The organism is Serratia sp. JSRIV002 (assembly GCF_019968725.1).
In the GTDB taxonomy this organism is placed as follows: Bacteria; Pseudomonadota; Gammaproteobacteria; order Enterobacterales; family Enterobacteriaceae; genus Chania; species Chania fonticola_B.
The window spans coordinates 2,260,198-2,275,592 of the sequence record NZ_CP074143.1; the positions used below are offsets into that span (position 1 = coordinate 2,260,198).

General features: G+C 51.3%; 25 protein-coding genes and 1 tRNA gene. 14 read left to right on the plus strand and 12 right to left on the minus strand.

Annotated features, from left to right (window positions below; translation table 11 throughout):
- Positions 1-31 precede the first annotated feature (31 nt).
- The 12 genes from rlmI to KGP26_RS10490 all read right to left on the minus strand — a co-directional run bounded on the left by rlmI (position 32) and on the right by KGP26_RS10490 (position 7,856).
- The gene (gene rlmI / locus KGP26_RS10435) at positions 32-1,216 is read right to left on the minus strand and encodes a 23S rRNA (cytosine(1962)-C(5))-methyltransferase RlmI (protein WP_179247847.1); all 1,185 of its coding nucleotides are present in this window, start codon (positions 1,214-1,216) and stop codon (positions 32-34) included.
- 67 nt (positions 1,217-1,283) lie between these two features.
- Complete coding sequence (locus KGP26_RS10440; protein WP_223665376.1) at positions 1,284-2,333, minus strand: phage integrase Arm DNA-binding domain-containing protein; 1,050 nt, start codon at positions 2,331-2,333, stop codon at positions 1,284-1,286.
- Positions 2,278-2,541 carry an excisionase gene (locus tag KGP26_RS10445; RefSeq protein WP_223665377.1) on the minus strand — a complete coding sequence of 88 codons (264 nt, stop codon included), beginning with the start codon at positions 2,539-2,541 and terminating at the stop codon, positions 2,278-2,280. The genes KGP26_RS10440 and KGP26_RS10445 overlap by 56 nt, the downstream gene beginning before the upstream one ends.
- On the minus strand, positions 2,507-2,707 hold the full coding sequence (locus KGP26_RS10450) for a hypothetical protein (protein ID WP_223665378.1): 201 nt from the start codon (positions 2,705-2,707) through the stop codon (positions 2,507-2,509). The genes KGP26_RS10445 and KGP26_RS10450 overlap by 35 nt, the downstream gene beginning before the upstream one ends.
- Before the next feature lie 48 nt (positions 2,708-2,755).
- Positions 2,756-2,926, minus strand: a complete 171-nt coding sequence (locus KGP26_RS10455; RefSeq protein WP_223665379.1) for a hypothetical protein — start codon at positions 2,924-2,926, stop codon at positions 2,756-2,758.
- 3 nt (positions 2,927-2,929) lie between these two features.
- Positions 2,930-3,430, minus strand: coding sequence for a siphovirus Gp157 family protein (locus tag KGP26_RS10460; RefSeq protein ID WP_223665380.1), 501 nt, complete (start codon positions 3,428-3,430; stop codon positions 2,930-2,932).
- Complete coding sequence (locus KGP26_RS10465) at positions 3,427-5,586, minus strand: hypothetical protein (RefSeq protein ID WP_223665381.1); 2,160 nt, start codon at positions 5,584-5,586, stop codon at positions 3,427-3,429. The genes KGP26_RS10460 and KGP26_RS10465 overlap by 4 nt, the downstream gene beginning before the upstream one ends.
- 42 nt (positions 5,587-5,628) lie before the next feature.
- Entirely contained in the window at positions 5,629-5,877 is a 249-nt protein-coding gene (locus tag KGP26_RS10470) for a hypothetical protein (RefSeq protein ID WP_223665382.1), read from the minus strand.
- 8 nt (positions 5,878-5,885) lie between these two features.
- Positions 5,886-6,200 (minus strand): hypothetical protein, encoded by a 315-nt coding sequence (locus KGP26_RS10475; protein ID WP_223665383.1) that lies wholly within the window; start codon positions 6,198-6,200, stop codon positions 5,886-5,888.
- A gap of 265 nt (positions 6,201-6,465) precedes the next feature.
- Positions 6,466-6,592 (minus strand) — tRNA-OTHER (locus tag KGP26_RS10480).
- Positions 6,593-7,024: 432 nt separating this feature from the next.
- On the minus strand, positions 7,025-7,177 hold the full coding sequence (locus KGP26_RS10485) for a hypothetical protein (RefSeq protein ID WP_223665384.1): 153 nt from the start codon (positions 7,175-7,177) through the stop codon (positions 7,025-7,027).
- A 223-nt stretch (positions 7,178-7,400) separates the two neighbouring features.
- Positions 7,401-7,856 (minus strand): helix-turn-helix domain-containing protein, encoded by a 456-nt coding sequence (locus KGP26_RS10490; RefSeq protein WP_223665385.1) that lies wholly within the window; start codon positions 7,854-7,856, stop codon positions 7,401-7,403.
- 106 nt (positions 7,857-7,962) lie between these two features.
- Here KGP26_RS10490 and KGP26_RS10495 point away from each other — a divergent pair, with 106 nt between their 5' ends.
- The 14 genes from KGP26_RS10495 to KGP26_RS10560 all read left to right on the plus strand — a co-directional run bounded on the left by KGP26_RS10495 (position 7,963) and on the right by KGP26_RS10560 (position 15,230).
- Positions 7,963-8,196 (plus strand): YdaS family helix-turn-helix protein, encoded by a 234-nt coding sequence (locus tag KGP26_RS10495; protein WP_223665386.1) that lies wholly within the window; start codon positions 7,963-7,965, stop codon positions 8,194-8,196.
- Between the two features lie 63 nt (positions 8,197-8,259).
- Positions 8,260-8,709 (plus strand): toxin YdaT family protein, encoded by a 450-nt coding sequence (locus KGP26_RS10500; protein WP_223665387.1) that lies wholly within the window; start codon positions 8,260-8,262, stop codon positions 8,707-8,709.
- A 24-nt stretch (positions 8,710-8,733) separates the two neighbouring features.
- Positions 8,734-8,958 (plus strand): hypothetical protein, encoded by a 225-nt coding sequence (locus KGP26_RS10505; RefSeq protein WP_223665388.1) that lies wholly within the window; start codon positions 8,734-8,736, stop codon positions 8,956-8,958.
- An 8-nt stretch (positions 8,959-8,966) separates the two neighbouring features.
- The gene (locus KGP26_RS10510; protein ID WP_371824943.1) at positions 8,967-9,683 is read left to right on the plus strand and encodes a helix-turn-helix domain-containing protein; all 717 of its coding nucleotides are present in this window, start codon (positions 8,967-8,969) and stop codon (positions 9,681-9,683) included.
- Positions 9,680-11,053, plus strand: a complete 1,374-nt coding sequence (locus KGP26_RS10515) for a replicative DNA helicase (RefSeq protein ID WP_223665390.1) — start codon at positions 9,680-9,682, stop codon at positions 11,051-11,053. The genes KGP26_RS10510 and KGP26_RS10515 overlap by 4 nt, the downstream gene beginning before the upstream one ends.
- 46 nt (positions 11,054-11,099) lie before the next feature.
- Positions 11,100-11,573 carry a hypothetical protein gene (locus KGP26_RS10520; protein WP_223665391.1) on the plus strand — a complete coding sequence of 158 codons (474 nt, stop codon included), beginning with the start codon at positions 11,100-11,102 and terminating at the stop codon, positions 11,571-11,573.
- 3 nt (positions 11,574-11,576) lie between these two features.
- Positions 11,577-11,825, plus strand: a complete 249-nt coding sequence (locus KGP26_RS10525) for a hypothetical protein (protein WP_223665392.1) — start codon at positions 11,577-11,579, stop codon at positions 11,823-11,825.
- Positions 11,826-11,910: 85 nt separating this feature from the next.
- The gene (locus tag KGP26_RS10530; protein ID WP_223665393.1) at positions 11,911-12,189 is read left to right on the plus strand and encodes a phage protein NinX family protein; all 279 of its coding nucleotides are present in this window, start codon (positions 11,911-11,913) and stop codon (positions 12,187-12,189) included.
- Positions 12,186-12,905, plus strand: coding sequence for a hypothetical protein (locus tag KGP26_RS10535; protein ID WP_223665394.1), 720 nt, complete (start codon positions 12,186-12,188; stop codon positions 12,903-12,905). The genes KGP26_RS10530 and KGP26_RS10535 overlap by 4 nt, the downstream gene beginning before the upstream one ends.
- Before the next feature lie 13 nt (positions 12,906-12,918).
- On the plus strand, positions 12,919-13,149 hold the full coding sequence (locus KGP26_RS10540) for a hypothetical protein (RefSeq protein WP_223665395.1): 231 nt from the start codon (positions 12,919-12,921) through the stop codon (positions 13,147-13,149).
- Positions 13,146-13,781 carry an HNH endonuclease signature motif containing protein gene (locus tag KGP26_RS10545; protein ID WP_223665396.1) on the plus strand — a complete coding sequence of 212 codons (636 nt, stop codon included), beginning with the start codon at positions 13,146-13,148 and terminating at the stop codon, positions 13,779-13,781. The genes KGP26_RS10540 and KGP26_RS10545 overlap by 4 nt, the downstream gene beginning before the upstream one ends.
- A gap of 312 nt (positions 13,782-14,093) precedes the next feature.
- Positions 14,094-14,285 (plus strand): hypothetical protein, encoded by a 192-nt coding sequence (locus KGP26_RS10550; protein ID WP_223665397.1) that lies wholly within the window; start codon positions 14,094-14,096, stop codon positions 14,283-14,285.
- 70 nt (positions 14,286-14,355) lie between these two features.
- On the plus strand, positions 14,356-14,949 hold the full coding sequence (locus KGP26_RS10555) for a DUF1367 family protein (protein ID WP_223665398.1): 594 nt from the start codon (positions 14,356-14,358) through the stop codon (positions 14,947-14,949).
- On the plus strand, positions 14,946-15,230 hold the full coding sequence (locus KGP26_RS10560; RefSeq protein ID WP_223665399.1) for a DUF1364 domain-containing protein: 285 nt from the start codon (positions 14,946-14,948) through the stop codon (positions 15,228-15,230). Before KGP26_RS10555 ends, KGP26_RS10560 begins: the two co-directional genes overlap by 4 nt.
- Positions 15,231-15,395 lie beyond the last annotated feature (165 nt).

Sequence of the window (15,395 nt, forward strand, 5' to 3'; positions counted from 1 at the left end):
CTATATGAGGACAAAAACAGCGCATTTCAAGTTACATCACCCGGCAGGCAAACCCTTTCAGATACAAGCCTTCAGGATAAGTCGCAATCACCGGGTGGTCGGCAGCCTGTCGGAACTGCTCTACAAATTGTACATCACGCCCGGCATCTACGGCAGCATCGGCCAAAATTTTCTGGAACAGATCGGTCGGCATCAGGCCAGAGCAGGAGAAGCTGAGCAGAATGCCACCCGGGTTCAGCAACTGGAAGGCTAACATATTGATGTCTTTATAACCGCGACAGGCGCTGGCCAACTGATTTTTGTTTTCGACAAACTTCGGTGGATCCATGATGATCAGGTCGAATTTCTCACCCTGCGTGCGGTAGTTGCGCAGCAGTTGGAATACGTCATCACGTACAAACTCGGCCTTGCTCAAATCCAACTGGTTCAGTTCGACGTTCTGCTTGGCGATATCCAGCGCGGCCTGCGATGTATCTACGCTAATGACCTGCTCACACCCGCCCATCAAGGCAGACACCGCGAAAGCGCCGGTGTACGAGAAGCAGTTGAGCACGCGTCGGCCTGCGGAATAGTTACGCGCAGCCAGGCGGCTATCACGCTGATCGAGATAAAAACCGGTCTTGTGGCCTTGTTGAATGTCCACCAGCAGTTTCATACCGTGCTCGGTGATCGGTAGCAGGGCCGGGGGAAGATCGCCCAGCACCGGGCCTTGGGTAAGCGGCAAGCCCTCTTTCTTACGTACGGCAACGTCTGAACGATCGTAGATCGCGCATTCTGGGTAGCAGTGCTGGAGAGCAGAAAGCAGCGGGGCGCGCTGATATTCGGCACCGGCGGACAGTAACTGTAAAACCAGGAAGTTCTGGAAGCGATCGATGGTGATCCCCGGCATACCGTCAGATTCACCGGCGATCAGGCGATAACCGTTCAGCCCGTCACGCTTTGCGACCCAATCACGCCAGCTCTGTGCCTGCTGCAAGCGGCTGATAAAGAAAGCGATATCAATTTCTTCGTCCTGCTTGAAGGTCCAGACGCGTGCGCGAATCTGCGATTCTGGTGAATAGGCACCGCGTGCCAGCCATTTGCCCTGGCTGTCATGGATATCGATGGTTTCGCCGGACTGGGCTTTACCTTCGACACGGAGAACAGCGCCAGAGAAAATCCACGGATGGCGACGGAGTAAGGACTTTTCACGTCCTTTGGCAAGAAACAAGCGCATAATTTTTACCGTTTAAAATCAATATGTTATAACTAACAGGTCACTATTAGTCAAAATAAGGTCACAATTACAGGGGCAGTTCCATCCACTCGCTGCCCCTTGCGTCCTGGTAGCGAGCTGTCATTTCTGCAGATTTATGACCAAGGAGCCGTTGGGCAAACTCACTCCCTCGCAATTCAGTATGTAGTCGAGCAGACAGGCTTCTAATCTCATGGAATGACGGCGGATCACCTGCCCACGACAAGCCGGACAGTTTACGTGATTTCGTGAAATAATCCGACATTGTTCTTTCAGCTACCTTTCCGCCGGTACGTGGTGAAATGATGTAGTCGCTGGTTTTCTTGATATCGCCGATCAGTTGCTCAAGGTTAACATCGGCTACGCTCAGCCTCATCGGTATGGCCACCATTGACCCGGTTTTTCCTTGTTTGACCAGCAGCCTGTCGTTAGAGATATCCCCCCATTTCATGTTGCATACGTCACCCATGCGTTGGCCGGTTACAAGTGCCATATTCAGCGCTGGGATAAACCAAGACGGCAGGGCGCTTGCGCATTGTCTGATCGCGTTAAAGTCTGCAATTGACAGGCGTGATCGCCGCACGTCTGTCTTTGGGTTCCTGGTCGCTTCAACAGGATTGTGTTGTATGGCCCCGTCTGCAATGGCTTCCCTGAATATATCTAGCAGCGTTCCACGCATGATTTTGGCGCTTGAGCTTTTCCCCTGCTCAACATAGTGGTTAACGAACTCGGCGATGTCCTTCGTTGTGAACTCTGCGATCGGCTTGTCTGGGAAGTAATCACGGTATATCCCCAGCTTGCTGCGGTGATTGACCATCGTTGACTCCTTCAGCCCGCGACGCTCTACAATGGCATCGTACCGGTCGAGCCACGCATGAAAACTCAGGCATTCTTTGGCGTTTATTCTATCCACCAACCGCGGTGCGGCATCCATCAGTTGCAGGTTAGCTTCAATGGCTTGGTTAATCGCATCACGCTTATTTCTGCCGAGACCGAATTCCTTACCCGTCCTTGGGTCGCGGTAGCAGTAATAGCCGTTATTCCTAACGTACAGGTTTGGAGGAAGATCGCGGCGCATGTGGTTTCTGTTCCTTGCCATTGGTGATTCTCGACAGTAAAGAATTGATTGGCCCGCGTGGATTAAGCGGATCTATTTTTTCTGCCCGTTCATCAAAAAGATACTCCCGGCCATCAAGTACAGGCGCGGGGTAAATTTTCCCTGCGCGTATCCAACGACGGACGGTTTCTTTACTGCGTGGACGGGGAAGGCGGTTATTCCACTCCCCCAGGGTCAATAGTTTTGGCATGGTCTTTCCTCGGTTTAATCACCAAGGCGATTGCGTCGTCGGTCACACGACACGCCCGGGTGATATCTTCTTCACTGAGTTGTTTTTTCCGCACACTTGCGGATAAGCGGCCTATCTTGATATCGAAATCAGAGAGTAGGCGCGCACCTGGTTGCCATGCCTGCATTGTGGTTCCCCTTGGTTATTGGGTTGCCACAATGCAGGTGATGGGCGGTTATTTCTGATTAGGCTTAATCAACTTTTGTGGCGGGGTGCTGCTGATCTTCACATCGGCCGGCAGCTCGTATTCCACATCACAGCGGCGATCGGTGCGGATGGTACCGGTGCGGCCGTCGGGCAGTGTGATGTATGCGGCTTCGCCACGCTTTTGGTTTCTTCTCAACATGGGTTACCTCACCATCAGCGTACGTTCGCCGATCTCGATATGGGCGCCCTTGACGTCCACGCCGTTTTCGAGTGCTTCCTTAATGGCCTTTTTGTCAGGGGCCACCAGGGTTTGCACTGCCACCAGATCATCAGGTAACAAATCGACGTTATCGATCACCACACTGGCGCGCCCCTTGGCCGCCGTGAACGTATTGGTTGTGGTCTTAAGCTTGTCCTGGCCAGATGCCAGTAAGCACATCAGGACATACTGGCGGATGGATTTGGCGCGGTTCTCGAAAGACTTCTTACGGTCGGCAAGGCGTTTAACTTCTTCGTCAACGGTCTTTGCCAGACCTTCGAGATTGCGAACATAAGCGAAAGTCGCGTCCAGTTTATCGCCCAGAGCGCCCTCGATGCCTTCCAGCGTGTCGGCGATCATTTCCGGGGTAAGCTCGTCGGAGGTTTCGACCAACTGCTGCAGCTTGGCGTAATCAGATGCTAATGCGATGGCTGTGATGCTCATTGGGTTTTCTCCTCGGAAGCGGAAAGTGCTTTGATACGTTCATCTTTCAGGGTGGTGAGGCGGCGCAGGCGACCAGCCAGATACTTGGCATGTTCTGTATCGCCCTTACCCTCAGCTGCTTTACGGTGGGCATCAACTTCGCGGGCGATCGAGGCATGCACTTTGTTGGCCTCGTTAACCGTTACTGCCTTGCTGATTGTTTCGGCGACCTTAGTCAGCTTCTCGTCCAACTCTTCACGCAGCCGGATAACACCCTCGGCTTTGTCGCTGGCGTTCTTGAGGGCAAACTCGGCGTCGTTCTCTTGGCGGTAGTTAACATCGTCATACAGACCGAGGAACACGTCGGCAGAGAAACCAAGCTGTGAAAGGGCTTTTTTGGTGGCGTCGGTCAGCGACTTTTTAGGGGCTTCGCCGTCACTCACAGGGCCATACTTGGTTGAGTAGATATAAGGGGTGCAACCGTAGGCCGGTATCACGGCGGTTTTTCCGCCTTGTTCGAACCACAGATTGATTCTCACGGTATGGTTAACCTCGCAGAGGTAACCACCGACACCGTTAGGAATAACACCTTTGATTACGGTGCCATCCTCCTGCTTGATGGGTTGCATGATTGGTGCACCGTTATCGAAACGTTCCTCGACAACTTCAACTCCCCAGTAGATACCCTGCGGGCCGAAAAGCTTGGTAGCCTCCATAACCATGTAGGTACCATTGATTGACGTCCCGCCGCCGTTATTGGAAAACGCCTTTGTGTGTTTGGGGTCGGTCTTATAAACCTTGTTCCAGATAGCCAGGTTGTCGCGCTCTTCCGGCTGTTGCTCAGCGAAAAACTGCTCTACCAGGTTGGCGCGCTGCTGGAAATCATCTGCCTTAATCTGTTCGGCCAACTGGGTGGCTTCAACGGCGAGCTCTTCCGCACGCTGCAACATTTCGCTTTTCTGCTTTGGCTCTGTTGCATATACGCCGTAACCCAAGTTATCCAGCGCCTCTTTAGCCTGCAGTGCCGCCGCATCGCTGACCTGTTCGGTGGTGGTCACTTCCGTTTTTTCACCTTCATTTGAGGCGATAACTGGCTGCTTCCCGATCAGACCTTCGACGCTAAATTTTCCATCACCTAGGTTTTCCACTGCTGGCTGTGGGGCGGCTTCTTGGCCATAGTTCGCCAGCTCTGGGCATGCAGGATGACCGGTAAGAAAGGTTTTTACAAAATGCAGGCGCTCATTGTCGTTATTGACAAGTTTCAGGTTTTTCAGCCCTTCGGAAATGATCGCATGCCGTGTATCAGTATCGACATCGAGGATGCCAGTGATAACGCGGAAAGTTTTATCCCACGAGCGCCACACAGAATCACGCGACGCGATGATCTCTTTTGCGTTCTTCACGTCACTGGCTTTAGCGTCCGTAGGGTGAATGGCCATAATGGAAAGGGCGGTGTGCATGCTCAGGGTGTTGTAATCGGACACGCCGCCGTTACCCTCGGTACTGGTACTGGTACTGGTACTGGTACTGGTACTGGTACTGGTACTGGTGCTGGATTGGTCACGATCTCGCGGATTGTTAACCCACTTTTTAGCGAAAATACCGGCGTTAAACTCGGTAGGTGCTTCATTGCTGTAATGAGAAAAAATAGCCTCGATCAGCTCATGGATAGCATGTGGATACATGGCACATACAGCGGGGTTAGCTGCCAGTGCCTTAATTACATTTTTCATCCCTGTATCGTCGGGTGACTCATCATCATTCATAACATCAACGACAGTTGAGAGCATGCCTTGATCGATATCAGTAAGCCCGAACAGCGCCACCGCTGCGATTTTGACGTCGGCGGGTTCTTTCAGCAGATCGACCGGGACAGCAGGCAACACTTCTACAACTTCACGCGGTTGCCAGCATTTAAGCTCACTATTAAGCTCGTTATCGATAGCAAACTGTTCATCGAAAACGCCAACGGCGGGGCGTGGACAACCAGGCTGATCTTCAACAATCTCCGGCTTGAGGAAGTTATTGGCAGCCGCTGGATAAGCCTCCCACAGCTTGCCGGTGGCCATTACTTCCGCCGCTTTTTTGTTTGGTGCTTCAATAGCAATAACTAACGCTATCGCCCCGTTGTTTCTGGCCTTTTTACTAGGCTCAAATTTGACGATTTGAATAGACATGGTTGGTCTTTCCTTCGGTTGTTACACGCTGGTTAGGCGCGGTTAGTATTGGCCTGTTTTCGCTAGGCGAATGGCTGCTTTAACGCTGGATTTGGGCAGGCGTACAGCTTTGAATTCACCCTTAACCGCATTCGCATAAACCATGCCGGTGGTAGGGTAGAACTCAACGCGGCGCTTACCGCCAATGATGGTGATGTGCTTTGTGCCGTGGCTGTAATCGCAGTTGTTCTCATGCTCGAAAACAGAGAGGCCCGCAGCGACGATTTTGTCGATAACAGAATTGATATCCATGGCTCACCTCAATACGGCAGTTCGTCAACGGTTACCGGGCAATGCTCGATACAAAGAAGCTGCTGGATCTGATCATCTATGGTGGCGATCTGGTGATAGGTCGCTTGGGTTAGATTGGCCTTTTGGGCCTGCAGCGCTTCAACCTGCTTGCCGATAATGTCGATCGGTTCTGGCTGGTTAACGTCGATGAAGATTTGACGGGTTTCAATCAACACGTTGCCACGGAAAGACGACATATCAGATGTGCTGACATAGAAGCCTTCGGCTAACGGATAGGTGGTAACGTGGATGTACAGCGTGACGGGTATCTGTAGTGCTTTCATAGCAACTCCGATATAATGTTGTTAGATCAGTGACGCAAGTCGTTGGTCTTTCCTAGATCGGCCGGTTGGTACCCGGCAAAATCCTTGTGGGGTGGTTCCCACTTGGGTAAAGAAGCCTGCCTTTACGGTGGGCTTTTTTACGTCTAAAGGTTGCCGGTTACGTTATCCGGCGTCGCTTCACTTGGTCAGAGTTCGGCGACCGTATTCGCCCTGGTGAGGCAGCTGGTCTTTCCTAGCCCACACTTTCCCGCTGTGGGTACGTAACTTGTGGTGACCGGACTCGAACCGGTGACCGCACTTTGAGGACTGGGTACCTAGTGGTTTGCAAACCTCTTGATACCCAGGCTGGCCAGCACTCCATAGCCCGCTCTAACCATCTGAGCTACACCACAATCAAAAAGAGCGAGCCACCTACACTATTGCCAGCCCGATTGGGTTTCGGGTTACTTTGCTGGCGGCAGGTTTCAGTTTTTCACGCCCGCGCTCTTTGATTGTGGTGCTCCGTAACGTGGAGCGGACGGACGGGGTTTAAGCCTCACGGGGCGTTCTATAACCGGGATTACGTCGTCAACCGGTTTCACTGCCGTGACAGGGAGGGCTACTTGCCGTTCACCTTCTCCAAAACACATCGGCTTTCACCGGAGCGGCCCGTTTCGAATCAAATTAGTTGCCGGTTACGCTTTCCGGCGTCGCTTTACCTTTTCAGGAGTTACGACCGTATTCACGAGGCATAACGTTTGGGTTGCTGTGGCAAGGTAATCATGGACTTTATGCACCCGGCGATAAGAGGTCGGTTCTCCATTGCCACAACATCCCAAATTCTTTTAACGCTTAGGTACTACCTGAAAATCGCGACCGGTAAGGCGGGCATAATCTTCAGCCTGCTTACGGGTTGGGTAGGTGTTGCCGTTTACCCATGAGCCGCTTTGGCGATACTGAATTTGGAAACTTTTTGCTGATTTCTTGGTGGCTTTCATAGCACTCCCCTTTGTGTTCTTTCACACCGTCAGAACTTGTTATCTGAACAACCGCTGCATTGTTGTGCGCTGTTGATGGAACTAATATTACCGCTGCGAATAAACAAAGATCAAGCGTATTGGTAATATTTTTATGCGTGAATGTAATATGTGATTGATTTGCGTGGTGATAAAAATAAAAAAGCCCGCAGGGCGCGGGCTATGGCAGGGGCATTTTAAGCGATTATTGTTTTCTGGCGGCTAGCAATTCTTTGAAAAGCCTATCGAAATCAGCAACTTTTTCCTTTAAGTCACTCATATGTCTGATTTTTTCGCTTTCTGGCAGGCGCTCATACAAGCTTACTAACTCAGCGTGTTCTGGTTTTAAGATTTGCCATCCTGGGGCTGCAATATCCTCACTATGCGTTCCAGATTTGCGAACGTAGTTCATCATCTCTTTCAGATCTGGCTTGATGTCCTCGGGTTTGACCCCAAGCAGTGCCGCAAATTTCAGTATAGCGTCGGTATTGAGGGGGTTTCTGCCGTTCAAGTACTGGCTTACTGTGGATTGTGTTTCGAACCCAAGCGCATCTGCAGCCTTCTCTTGCGTAAGGCGCAGCGTAACCTTTTTTTCATCCCAAATGTTCCGCAGACGTTCTGCAGCTTCTTGGTCTTTGATATCGAGCGGCTTTTTCTTCATAGCGTAATTTTATTCGTAGATTTAATAACGGCCAATCACCAACGCGCTTGACTGAAAATATTCGTAGCGGTAATATTCTTTCATCACATCAACATGAGGAGGAGTGATGGATCTGAAAAGCTATCTCAATGAATCAGGGGTAAGGCAGCAGGACTTTGCCAAGTTTGTAGGTAAAACCCAGGGCTATGTCAGCCGTGTAGCTGCTGGAACATGCAAGCTGGGGAGCGAAGTTGTTCTCGAATGGGCAGCGGCAACCGGTTTCAAGGTTACCCCTCATGATTTGCGCCCCGACTTGTACCCAAACCAACGCGACGGCCTACCAGAACAGACCGCAGCTTAACAACGACAACCACCGAAATCTGATTACGCGTAATCAACTTTCGAGCGACAGGAGACGCGACAAGTGGAAAACATCGAAAAACTAAAAAGCGAAATTGCAGGGTGGGCGGCAGAACGTGGCCAGGAACATGTAGCGATCGAGATCAGCCGCATGTGGCTGCTGTTCGGTACCGAGTCCAAAGCAGTGCGCCTGTATCCGATCGAGGATGAATTCGGGCGTGCTGATTGGCGGGCGATCAACACCAACCGCCAGGCTATTTTTCGCTGGCTGCGTGGTGAGTCGAAAGCATCGCGGGCAAAGATCCGGGAAATGGCCGACGCAATGGCCGCAGCGCTGCCAGCAGAGCGACGAGCGCGTTTAGGCGGGGCATCGGTTCAATATTTGCTGTCCGTGGCCATACGGGAGTTTGCGGCGGCGATTATCGCGATCCTGCTTGGGGCCAACGATACCCCGCAGCTGATTGCCGGAGCACTGAACGCATTGCAGAACACCCAACGCCTGACCAGCGTTTAACCGACCGATTTAGGAAAGACCAATATGCTTAATTCTATCGACAGGATCACCTGGCGTAACGGGTACCGGCTTAACGGTATGCCTGTGGCGCAGGAGGAGATCGAAGGTATTTTCGAAGGGCGGCGCGTTGCGGCTCTATCGATCTGGGAACAATACGAGCAGCGCAAGGCCGCACTGCTTGATGATGATCTATCGCCAGCGGAGTACCAGGATGCGTGTCGCTTGATAGCGGAAGCACTGGGGGCCTGATTATGAGCATGGAACTGATGGTGCGTGCCATGAAAATTAGAGTAGGTAACCCGCTGCGTAAGCTTGTTCTGCTGAAATTAGCCGATAACGCCAGCGATCAGGGTGAATGCTGGCCATCGGTGCCGTACATCGCTGAGCAGTGCGAAATCTCGGAACGCTCGGTGCAAAATCACATTCAGCAACTGGTGAAAGATGGGCTGATACGTATCGAAAAACGCCTGGCAGAGAATGGGCTAAATCGCTCAAATGTTTATCACTTAGCCTTACCGGGTAGTGGTGCAAATGCTGCACCCTATGGTGCAAATCCTGCACCACGTGGTGAATCTCCTGCACCAGGGGGTGGTGCAGCTCCTGCACCCAGAATCAGTCAGTCTTTAGAACCAGTCAATGAATCACCCCCTAACCCCCAGGAGGGGGATGACGCTGACGCGCCAGGTAAGCTTCCAAAAGTTAAATATCAAGAAGTGGCTGACGCCTACAACGAAATTTTGGGTGATCGGCTGCCGAAGGTGCAGGAACTGAACGAGAAGCGCAAACGCCAAATCAAACGCCTGCTGGGCGAACTGCATGATCCGAGCCTCGATGCTGTAAAAGCCTACTTCGAAACCTTCAGTGAAGCAGCTGGCCCGTTTTATTTTGGCGATAACAACCGGAGTTGGCGCGCTGGATTCGATTACCTGCTGCGTTCTGACGTGCTGGTGAAAACCCGAGAGGGTGCGCTATGACACCTCAGGAACTGGAAGCATGTGTGCTATCAGGCCTGCTGATCGGTGGGGCTACACCGGATGCGCTGGATGTGATCGCCACCATGCCCGAAGAGGCTTTCAGCATCCGTTTTCATCGTGAAGCCTACAAAGAAATCAAACGGCAGGCGCTGACGTACGGTGTGATCGATGTGGTACTGATCAGTGAAAACCTCGGCGGCTCGTCGCTGTCCTCGCTCGTAGAGATATCGCGGATGCCTGGCACGCTATCCAACCTCAAGGGCTTTGCGAATATCGCGGTCAAGGGATGGCGTAGCCGTGAAATGGCCGCGCTGCTGCAGAGCGGGGCAGATGGCATTCGTGGTGCCAGAAACCAGGAGCAACGCGACCAGGTTATTCAGGAATCAGTATCCAAGCTGATCGAGATGACAGCCGATAGCGGCGGGGTGGTGCCGGTACACCTTGGCGAACTGCTGGATAGCTACATGGATCTCCTCGGCAAGCGCATGAGCGGCGAAGCTGGCTCACAGAACCTGTACACCGGCATCGATGAGTTGGACTCCATTACCGGCGGTTTTAACCCACAGGATCTGGTGGTGGTTGCTGGGCGACCTGGTACGGGCAAAACAGAATTTGCGCTGAAAGTGATCGAGGGATCCACCCGCAATGGTGCAGGCGCGCTAGTTTTCAGCATGGAAATGGCCGCCCTGCAGATGGTGGAACGCTCAGTCGCCGGAGCTGGCAACCTTTCCGTTTCAAAATTACGCAGCCCAAACGAGTTATGCGATGAAGATTGGGGCCGCATCCATAGCGCCTTAGAAACACTCAGTGGCCGGGATATCTGGATTGTTGACGCCACCGATTTAACCATCGATCAGATCCGCGCCGTGGCTGAAACCCATAAACGCCGGTACCCGCACCTTGGTGTTGTGATGGTGGATTACATGGGCCTTATCGCCAAGCCAAAGGCAGAGCGTAACGATATAGCCATGGGCCATATTTCCCGCAGCCTAAAAACTATGGCCATGCGAATTAAAACGCCGGTGCTGGCACTCAACCAGTTATCGCGAAAAGTTGATGATCGCCCGATCACCGCCCGCCGCCCGGTAATGTCCGACCTTAGCGAATCCGGCCGCATTGAGCAGGACGCAGATCGAATCATCCTGCTGTATCGCGACGGTATTTATAACCCGACAGGCCCGGCGGCACGTTATGCCGAGATCATCCTCGGCAAAAACCGCTTTGGGCCAAATGGCCTGGTGTACCAGGAATTTAAAAACGGCCACTTCTTGCCAGTGGATCAAATCGTGGCTCAGGAAGCTTCACGCATGCACCAGGAGACGCAACAGCAACAACCCAAGCCAAGACCTTACTCAACCAAAAAGTTTTAACAGCGCCTGACCAGCGCGTAATAACCAAACCAAAGGAAAGACCAACATGCATACTGAAATTGTTTACGCTAAATCCCCATCGATGATCGACGACGGTTGCGATCACACCGCGGTGATTATTTGGAATATGAACGCTAAAGCCCGAGCTCGTACGGGTTCGCCGTTTGTCCCTGCGCCGGTACCGGTTCAAGTTATGCAGCCGAAGTACGATCGCAAGGCGACTACCGGCAAGAAGGTGGTGAAGAAAAAAGCCCAAAAGGTGGATTTCCCCGCTAGCAAACTTGCCGCCGTCATGCTCGGTAAAACCCTGTCTTACACCGCCATTCTGGCCGCACTAGATAAATTCCATCCTGGCCACGGCATGAACCGCCGGGTGCTACAAACTCGCGTTCTCGCGATGATCAATTCGCCCTTCGTCAAAATAACCCGACACGAAACACCGGTACCGGAGTTCACCCTGGAACACGTTGACGGGCAGTTTTACGTCAACTCGGAAAGAACCTTAGAAGCGATGGTGTAACCCATGGCCGGGCAATCGGATTACCTCCCGCCTGGCTTACCGTTCAATCGCGGAGCCTGGCCGCAGGAATATCGGGATCTGGAAAATCTCGATCTGTGGGCCAGCAGCTTAATCAAAGACCTGTATGCGCGGAAAGTTACCCGCGCAGTCGTCGAAGAAGCGATTAAAGCGGTACCAGAGAACTACCGGGAGCATTTAAGAGCACGTCTGAATTACTGGCGTGAGCAGAGAGAGAATAGGGGGAGATCGTGAAGAAATTATCGGTAGGGGTGTGGGTGTTTTTTTGCTGCCAACTGGCGGTGTTGATTGGCTGTATTTGTGCGTTGGTGGTGATTCTATGATTGATTACAGCAAATTAAGCGACACAGAAATTAATGAGATTGTCTCAGGGGCAATGGGTATTCCACCTGGTGATGATTGGTGTAACGACCCGGCCAGCGCCTGGCTGATCATCACTGATAACAAAATTGATATCACATTCGATACCGATCCAGATATCGAATGGGCACCATGCCGAGCACAAGGTCCTAGGGGGCATGATTGTTATGCCCCGGTAGATAAGGCCCTCCGCGCCGCGATGATCGTCTATCTCATGATGCAGGAGCAGAAAGCATGACAGATAAATTCGAAGCACTTAGCCAGCCTGTGGCTTATACGTTGCGGTTTAAAAACGATGACGGAACACCAGAATCGCGCATAAACACAAATACAACATTTTCAAACAAGGAAGCTGCTCAGGGATATGGGAAGGGAGGTCGGTATAAAACACGCCCTGATGGGAAAATGGAATGGGTACGCGATAAAGCGTTAGACCCTGATGTTGTTTCGCTCTACTCGCAAGAGTACGTAACCGCACTGCTGGCAGCGCTGGAAGAGAAAGACCAGAGCATCGCAGAGCTTGAGCAGCGACTACTCAAAGAAAAGGCACAAGCAGAGGCAGAAAAGCAACAAGGATTTAAGTACTTTAAAATGGCAGAGGAGTGGCACGATAAGTCATTTAATTTACAGCGCACAAATTATGATCTTCAGCAGCGACTACAGCAGCCTATCAAGTTGCCAATAGGTTTTTCACATCAAGATGGTGTGTCCCATGCATTGCTTGGCACTGGTGACGTGATGATAAGTCACATCAAATGGGCTGACGCACAAGGCATAGCCTTTGCCCCGACGCCAGCGGGGAAATCGGGGATCGGCGTGAATTTCGATGCTGAAATGGTAGGTAAACATTGCGATGAAATTGGCGCGGTATTCGTCGTTAAGTCAACGTCCGCGCAGTCTCTCGAATTGCTGAAAGAGGCTGTGCAGATGGCTATTGATGGCTTCAATGATTGAGGGGTAGAACAGCATGAAAAACACAATCACAGACTTAATGAACCATCAATTCATGATACTGGAAACCCTGACTGATCCAGGGTTGAAAGGTGAGGCATTGCAGGAAGAAGTGATGCGCGCCAAGGCGGTTTCTGAGGTGGCAGGAACCATGATCCAAACGTACCGCGTTGCGCTCGATGCTCAGAAAGCGGTTTATGACGGTTACGCTGGGCGCGTTCCTGAGGTTATGGGGATTAAAGAATGAGCGGAAGATACACGGATATTCAAATAGTTTTTCTCGATTCAATTTGCCGAGGTAATACGTATAAAGAAATTACCCAGGCATTTAATTATCGATTCAACACCAAAAAAACACCAATGGCGATTCAGCATAAGCTAAAGGCCTTGGGGTTAGATGAATATGTATCCAAGGAGTCAAGGTATACAGAGCAGCAGCTTACATTTTTATATGTAAACAAACAGTTAAGCTGGGCGGCATTAACTAAAGAATACAACAAGAAATTTTCGGAAGAGAAAACTATCGATGCCATTAGGGCTCTGATGACGCAGAACGGTTGGGGTAAATATCACACCGAGGCACGAAAGGACAGGCGCAGAATATATATCAATGGCTCTCAGATGATGCTCGATCGGTACGTGTGGGAGTGTGTTCACGGCCCGATCCCCGACGGCTACACCGTCGTACATCTGGATAATGATACTGCTAACAACAAGATTGATAACCTTAAGCTGGCTCCAAAGCATATCAAACTTGCCTTTGTCGCCCAGGGGGGAGCTGACGCCCCCAAAGCTCTTGCACCAGCCATGTACGCAAAAGTTATGCTGCAGAACCTCATAGGCCGCATTGAGAAGTCGGGGAGGCTTAGCGCCAGATAGGCAAGGGAGTCAATCAGTTTTTGTTGTGTGGTGCATTAGTGTGAAAAAAAACCTCAAGGAAGAGGTTTACATATCAATCATATAGTTATATGCGTTCTAAATTATTTCTTAGTGAACAATTGATCAATCACAATGTTGGTGATACTGTTTTTATATACAGTATTTGTGGGGTGTGCGATCGGCTAAAGCGATCGATAAAAACAAACCAATTTATATATCACGGCTGGTAACGCGCATGAATGGCTTGGCACTCAGTGCGAGCAGGCAGGGGCTAAGGAGGTGTTATATCTATCTGATTTACCGGGGTTCTTCATGGTCGACATGACAGATGTTATAAAAACGCTCCCTGCCAACTGCTACGTTGCTATCCGAGTTAAGGATAACAAGATTGTTGGCACAAGAGACATCAAAGACGATGAGTTCATTTTGACATTTAAATCATTGATAGAAATGCAAAAACTGGCTGGTTATAAGGTTGTATCACCAGAGGGTATTACGCTATAATTAATAGGCTGGATTGAACACCCAGCCGCTTTAATTCTGAACAGTCGCTGCGCCAATATGGGGATATCCAATGGCGCAGTATTCATTTGTAAAATCAGCAGGTGGTTTACTGGTGCCATTTACGCCAGAGGCCCGCGAATACCTGCAATCGGTAAAGTTCGGCGCGGTACTGTACGCCGATTTCAAACAGGCCCGTAACCCTGAGCTTCACCGTAAATATTTTTCCCTGCTGAATCTCGGGTACCACTACTGGCAACCGACCGGCGGGACAATATCACCGGCAGACAAAGAACTCGTTCGCGGGTACGTGTTATTTCTGGCTCACTACGCTGGCAATGAGGATTCACTGCAGGCCGTCGCCGATGAGTATTTACAGGATGTAGCACTAAAGCGCGCCGGTAATATCAGCGCCACCAAATCATTCGAAGCATTCCGCACCTGGGTAACAATCCAATCAGGCCACTGCACCGAATACCAGATGCCTGATGGCAGCATTCGCAAAGAACCCCGCAGCATATCCTTTGCCAAGATGGACGATATCGAATTCACCCAGCTCTACAAAGCCACCATCGATGTGCTGTGGAATTTCATCCTGTACCGCACGTTCCCAACCCAGCAAGCAGCAGAGAACGCCGCATCACAGCTGATGGACTACGCCGCATGACAAACTTACGCAAAGAGGCCAAAGGCCGGGAATGTCAGGTTCGCATGCCAGGCATATGCAACTTCAATCCTGAAACCACCGTACTGGCGCATTACAGAATGGCTGGTACATGCGGTACCGGTATCAAGCCACACGACGCCCAAGGCGCTCACGCATGCAGTAGCTGCCACGATGAGATAGACCGCCGTACACGCCACATAGACGAGCAAACAGCACGCCTATACCACGCAGAGGGAGTATTGCGCACGCAGGCGTTACTACGCAGTGAGGGGAAACTATGACTAATCAGAATTTAATACTGCTCCTAAGGGCAACAGGAAATCCTGAAAAGTCACATGGCCACACGCGGGCGGATAGAACAAAATTCTGTTTGGCTCCCTTTTCCATAAGCGGGGATTGCGTGCTCACTTCCCATAGCCCTCGCGCACGCGCGCGTTTAGGGGGTT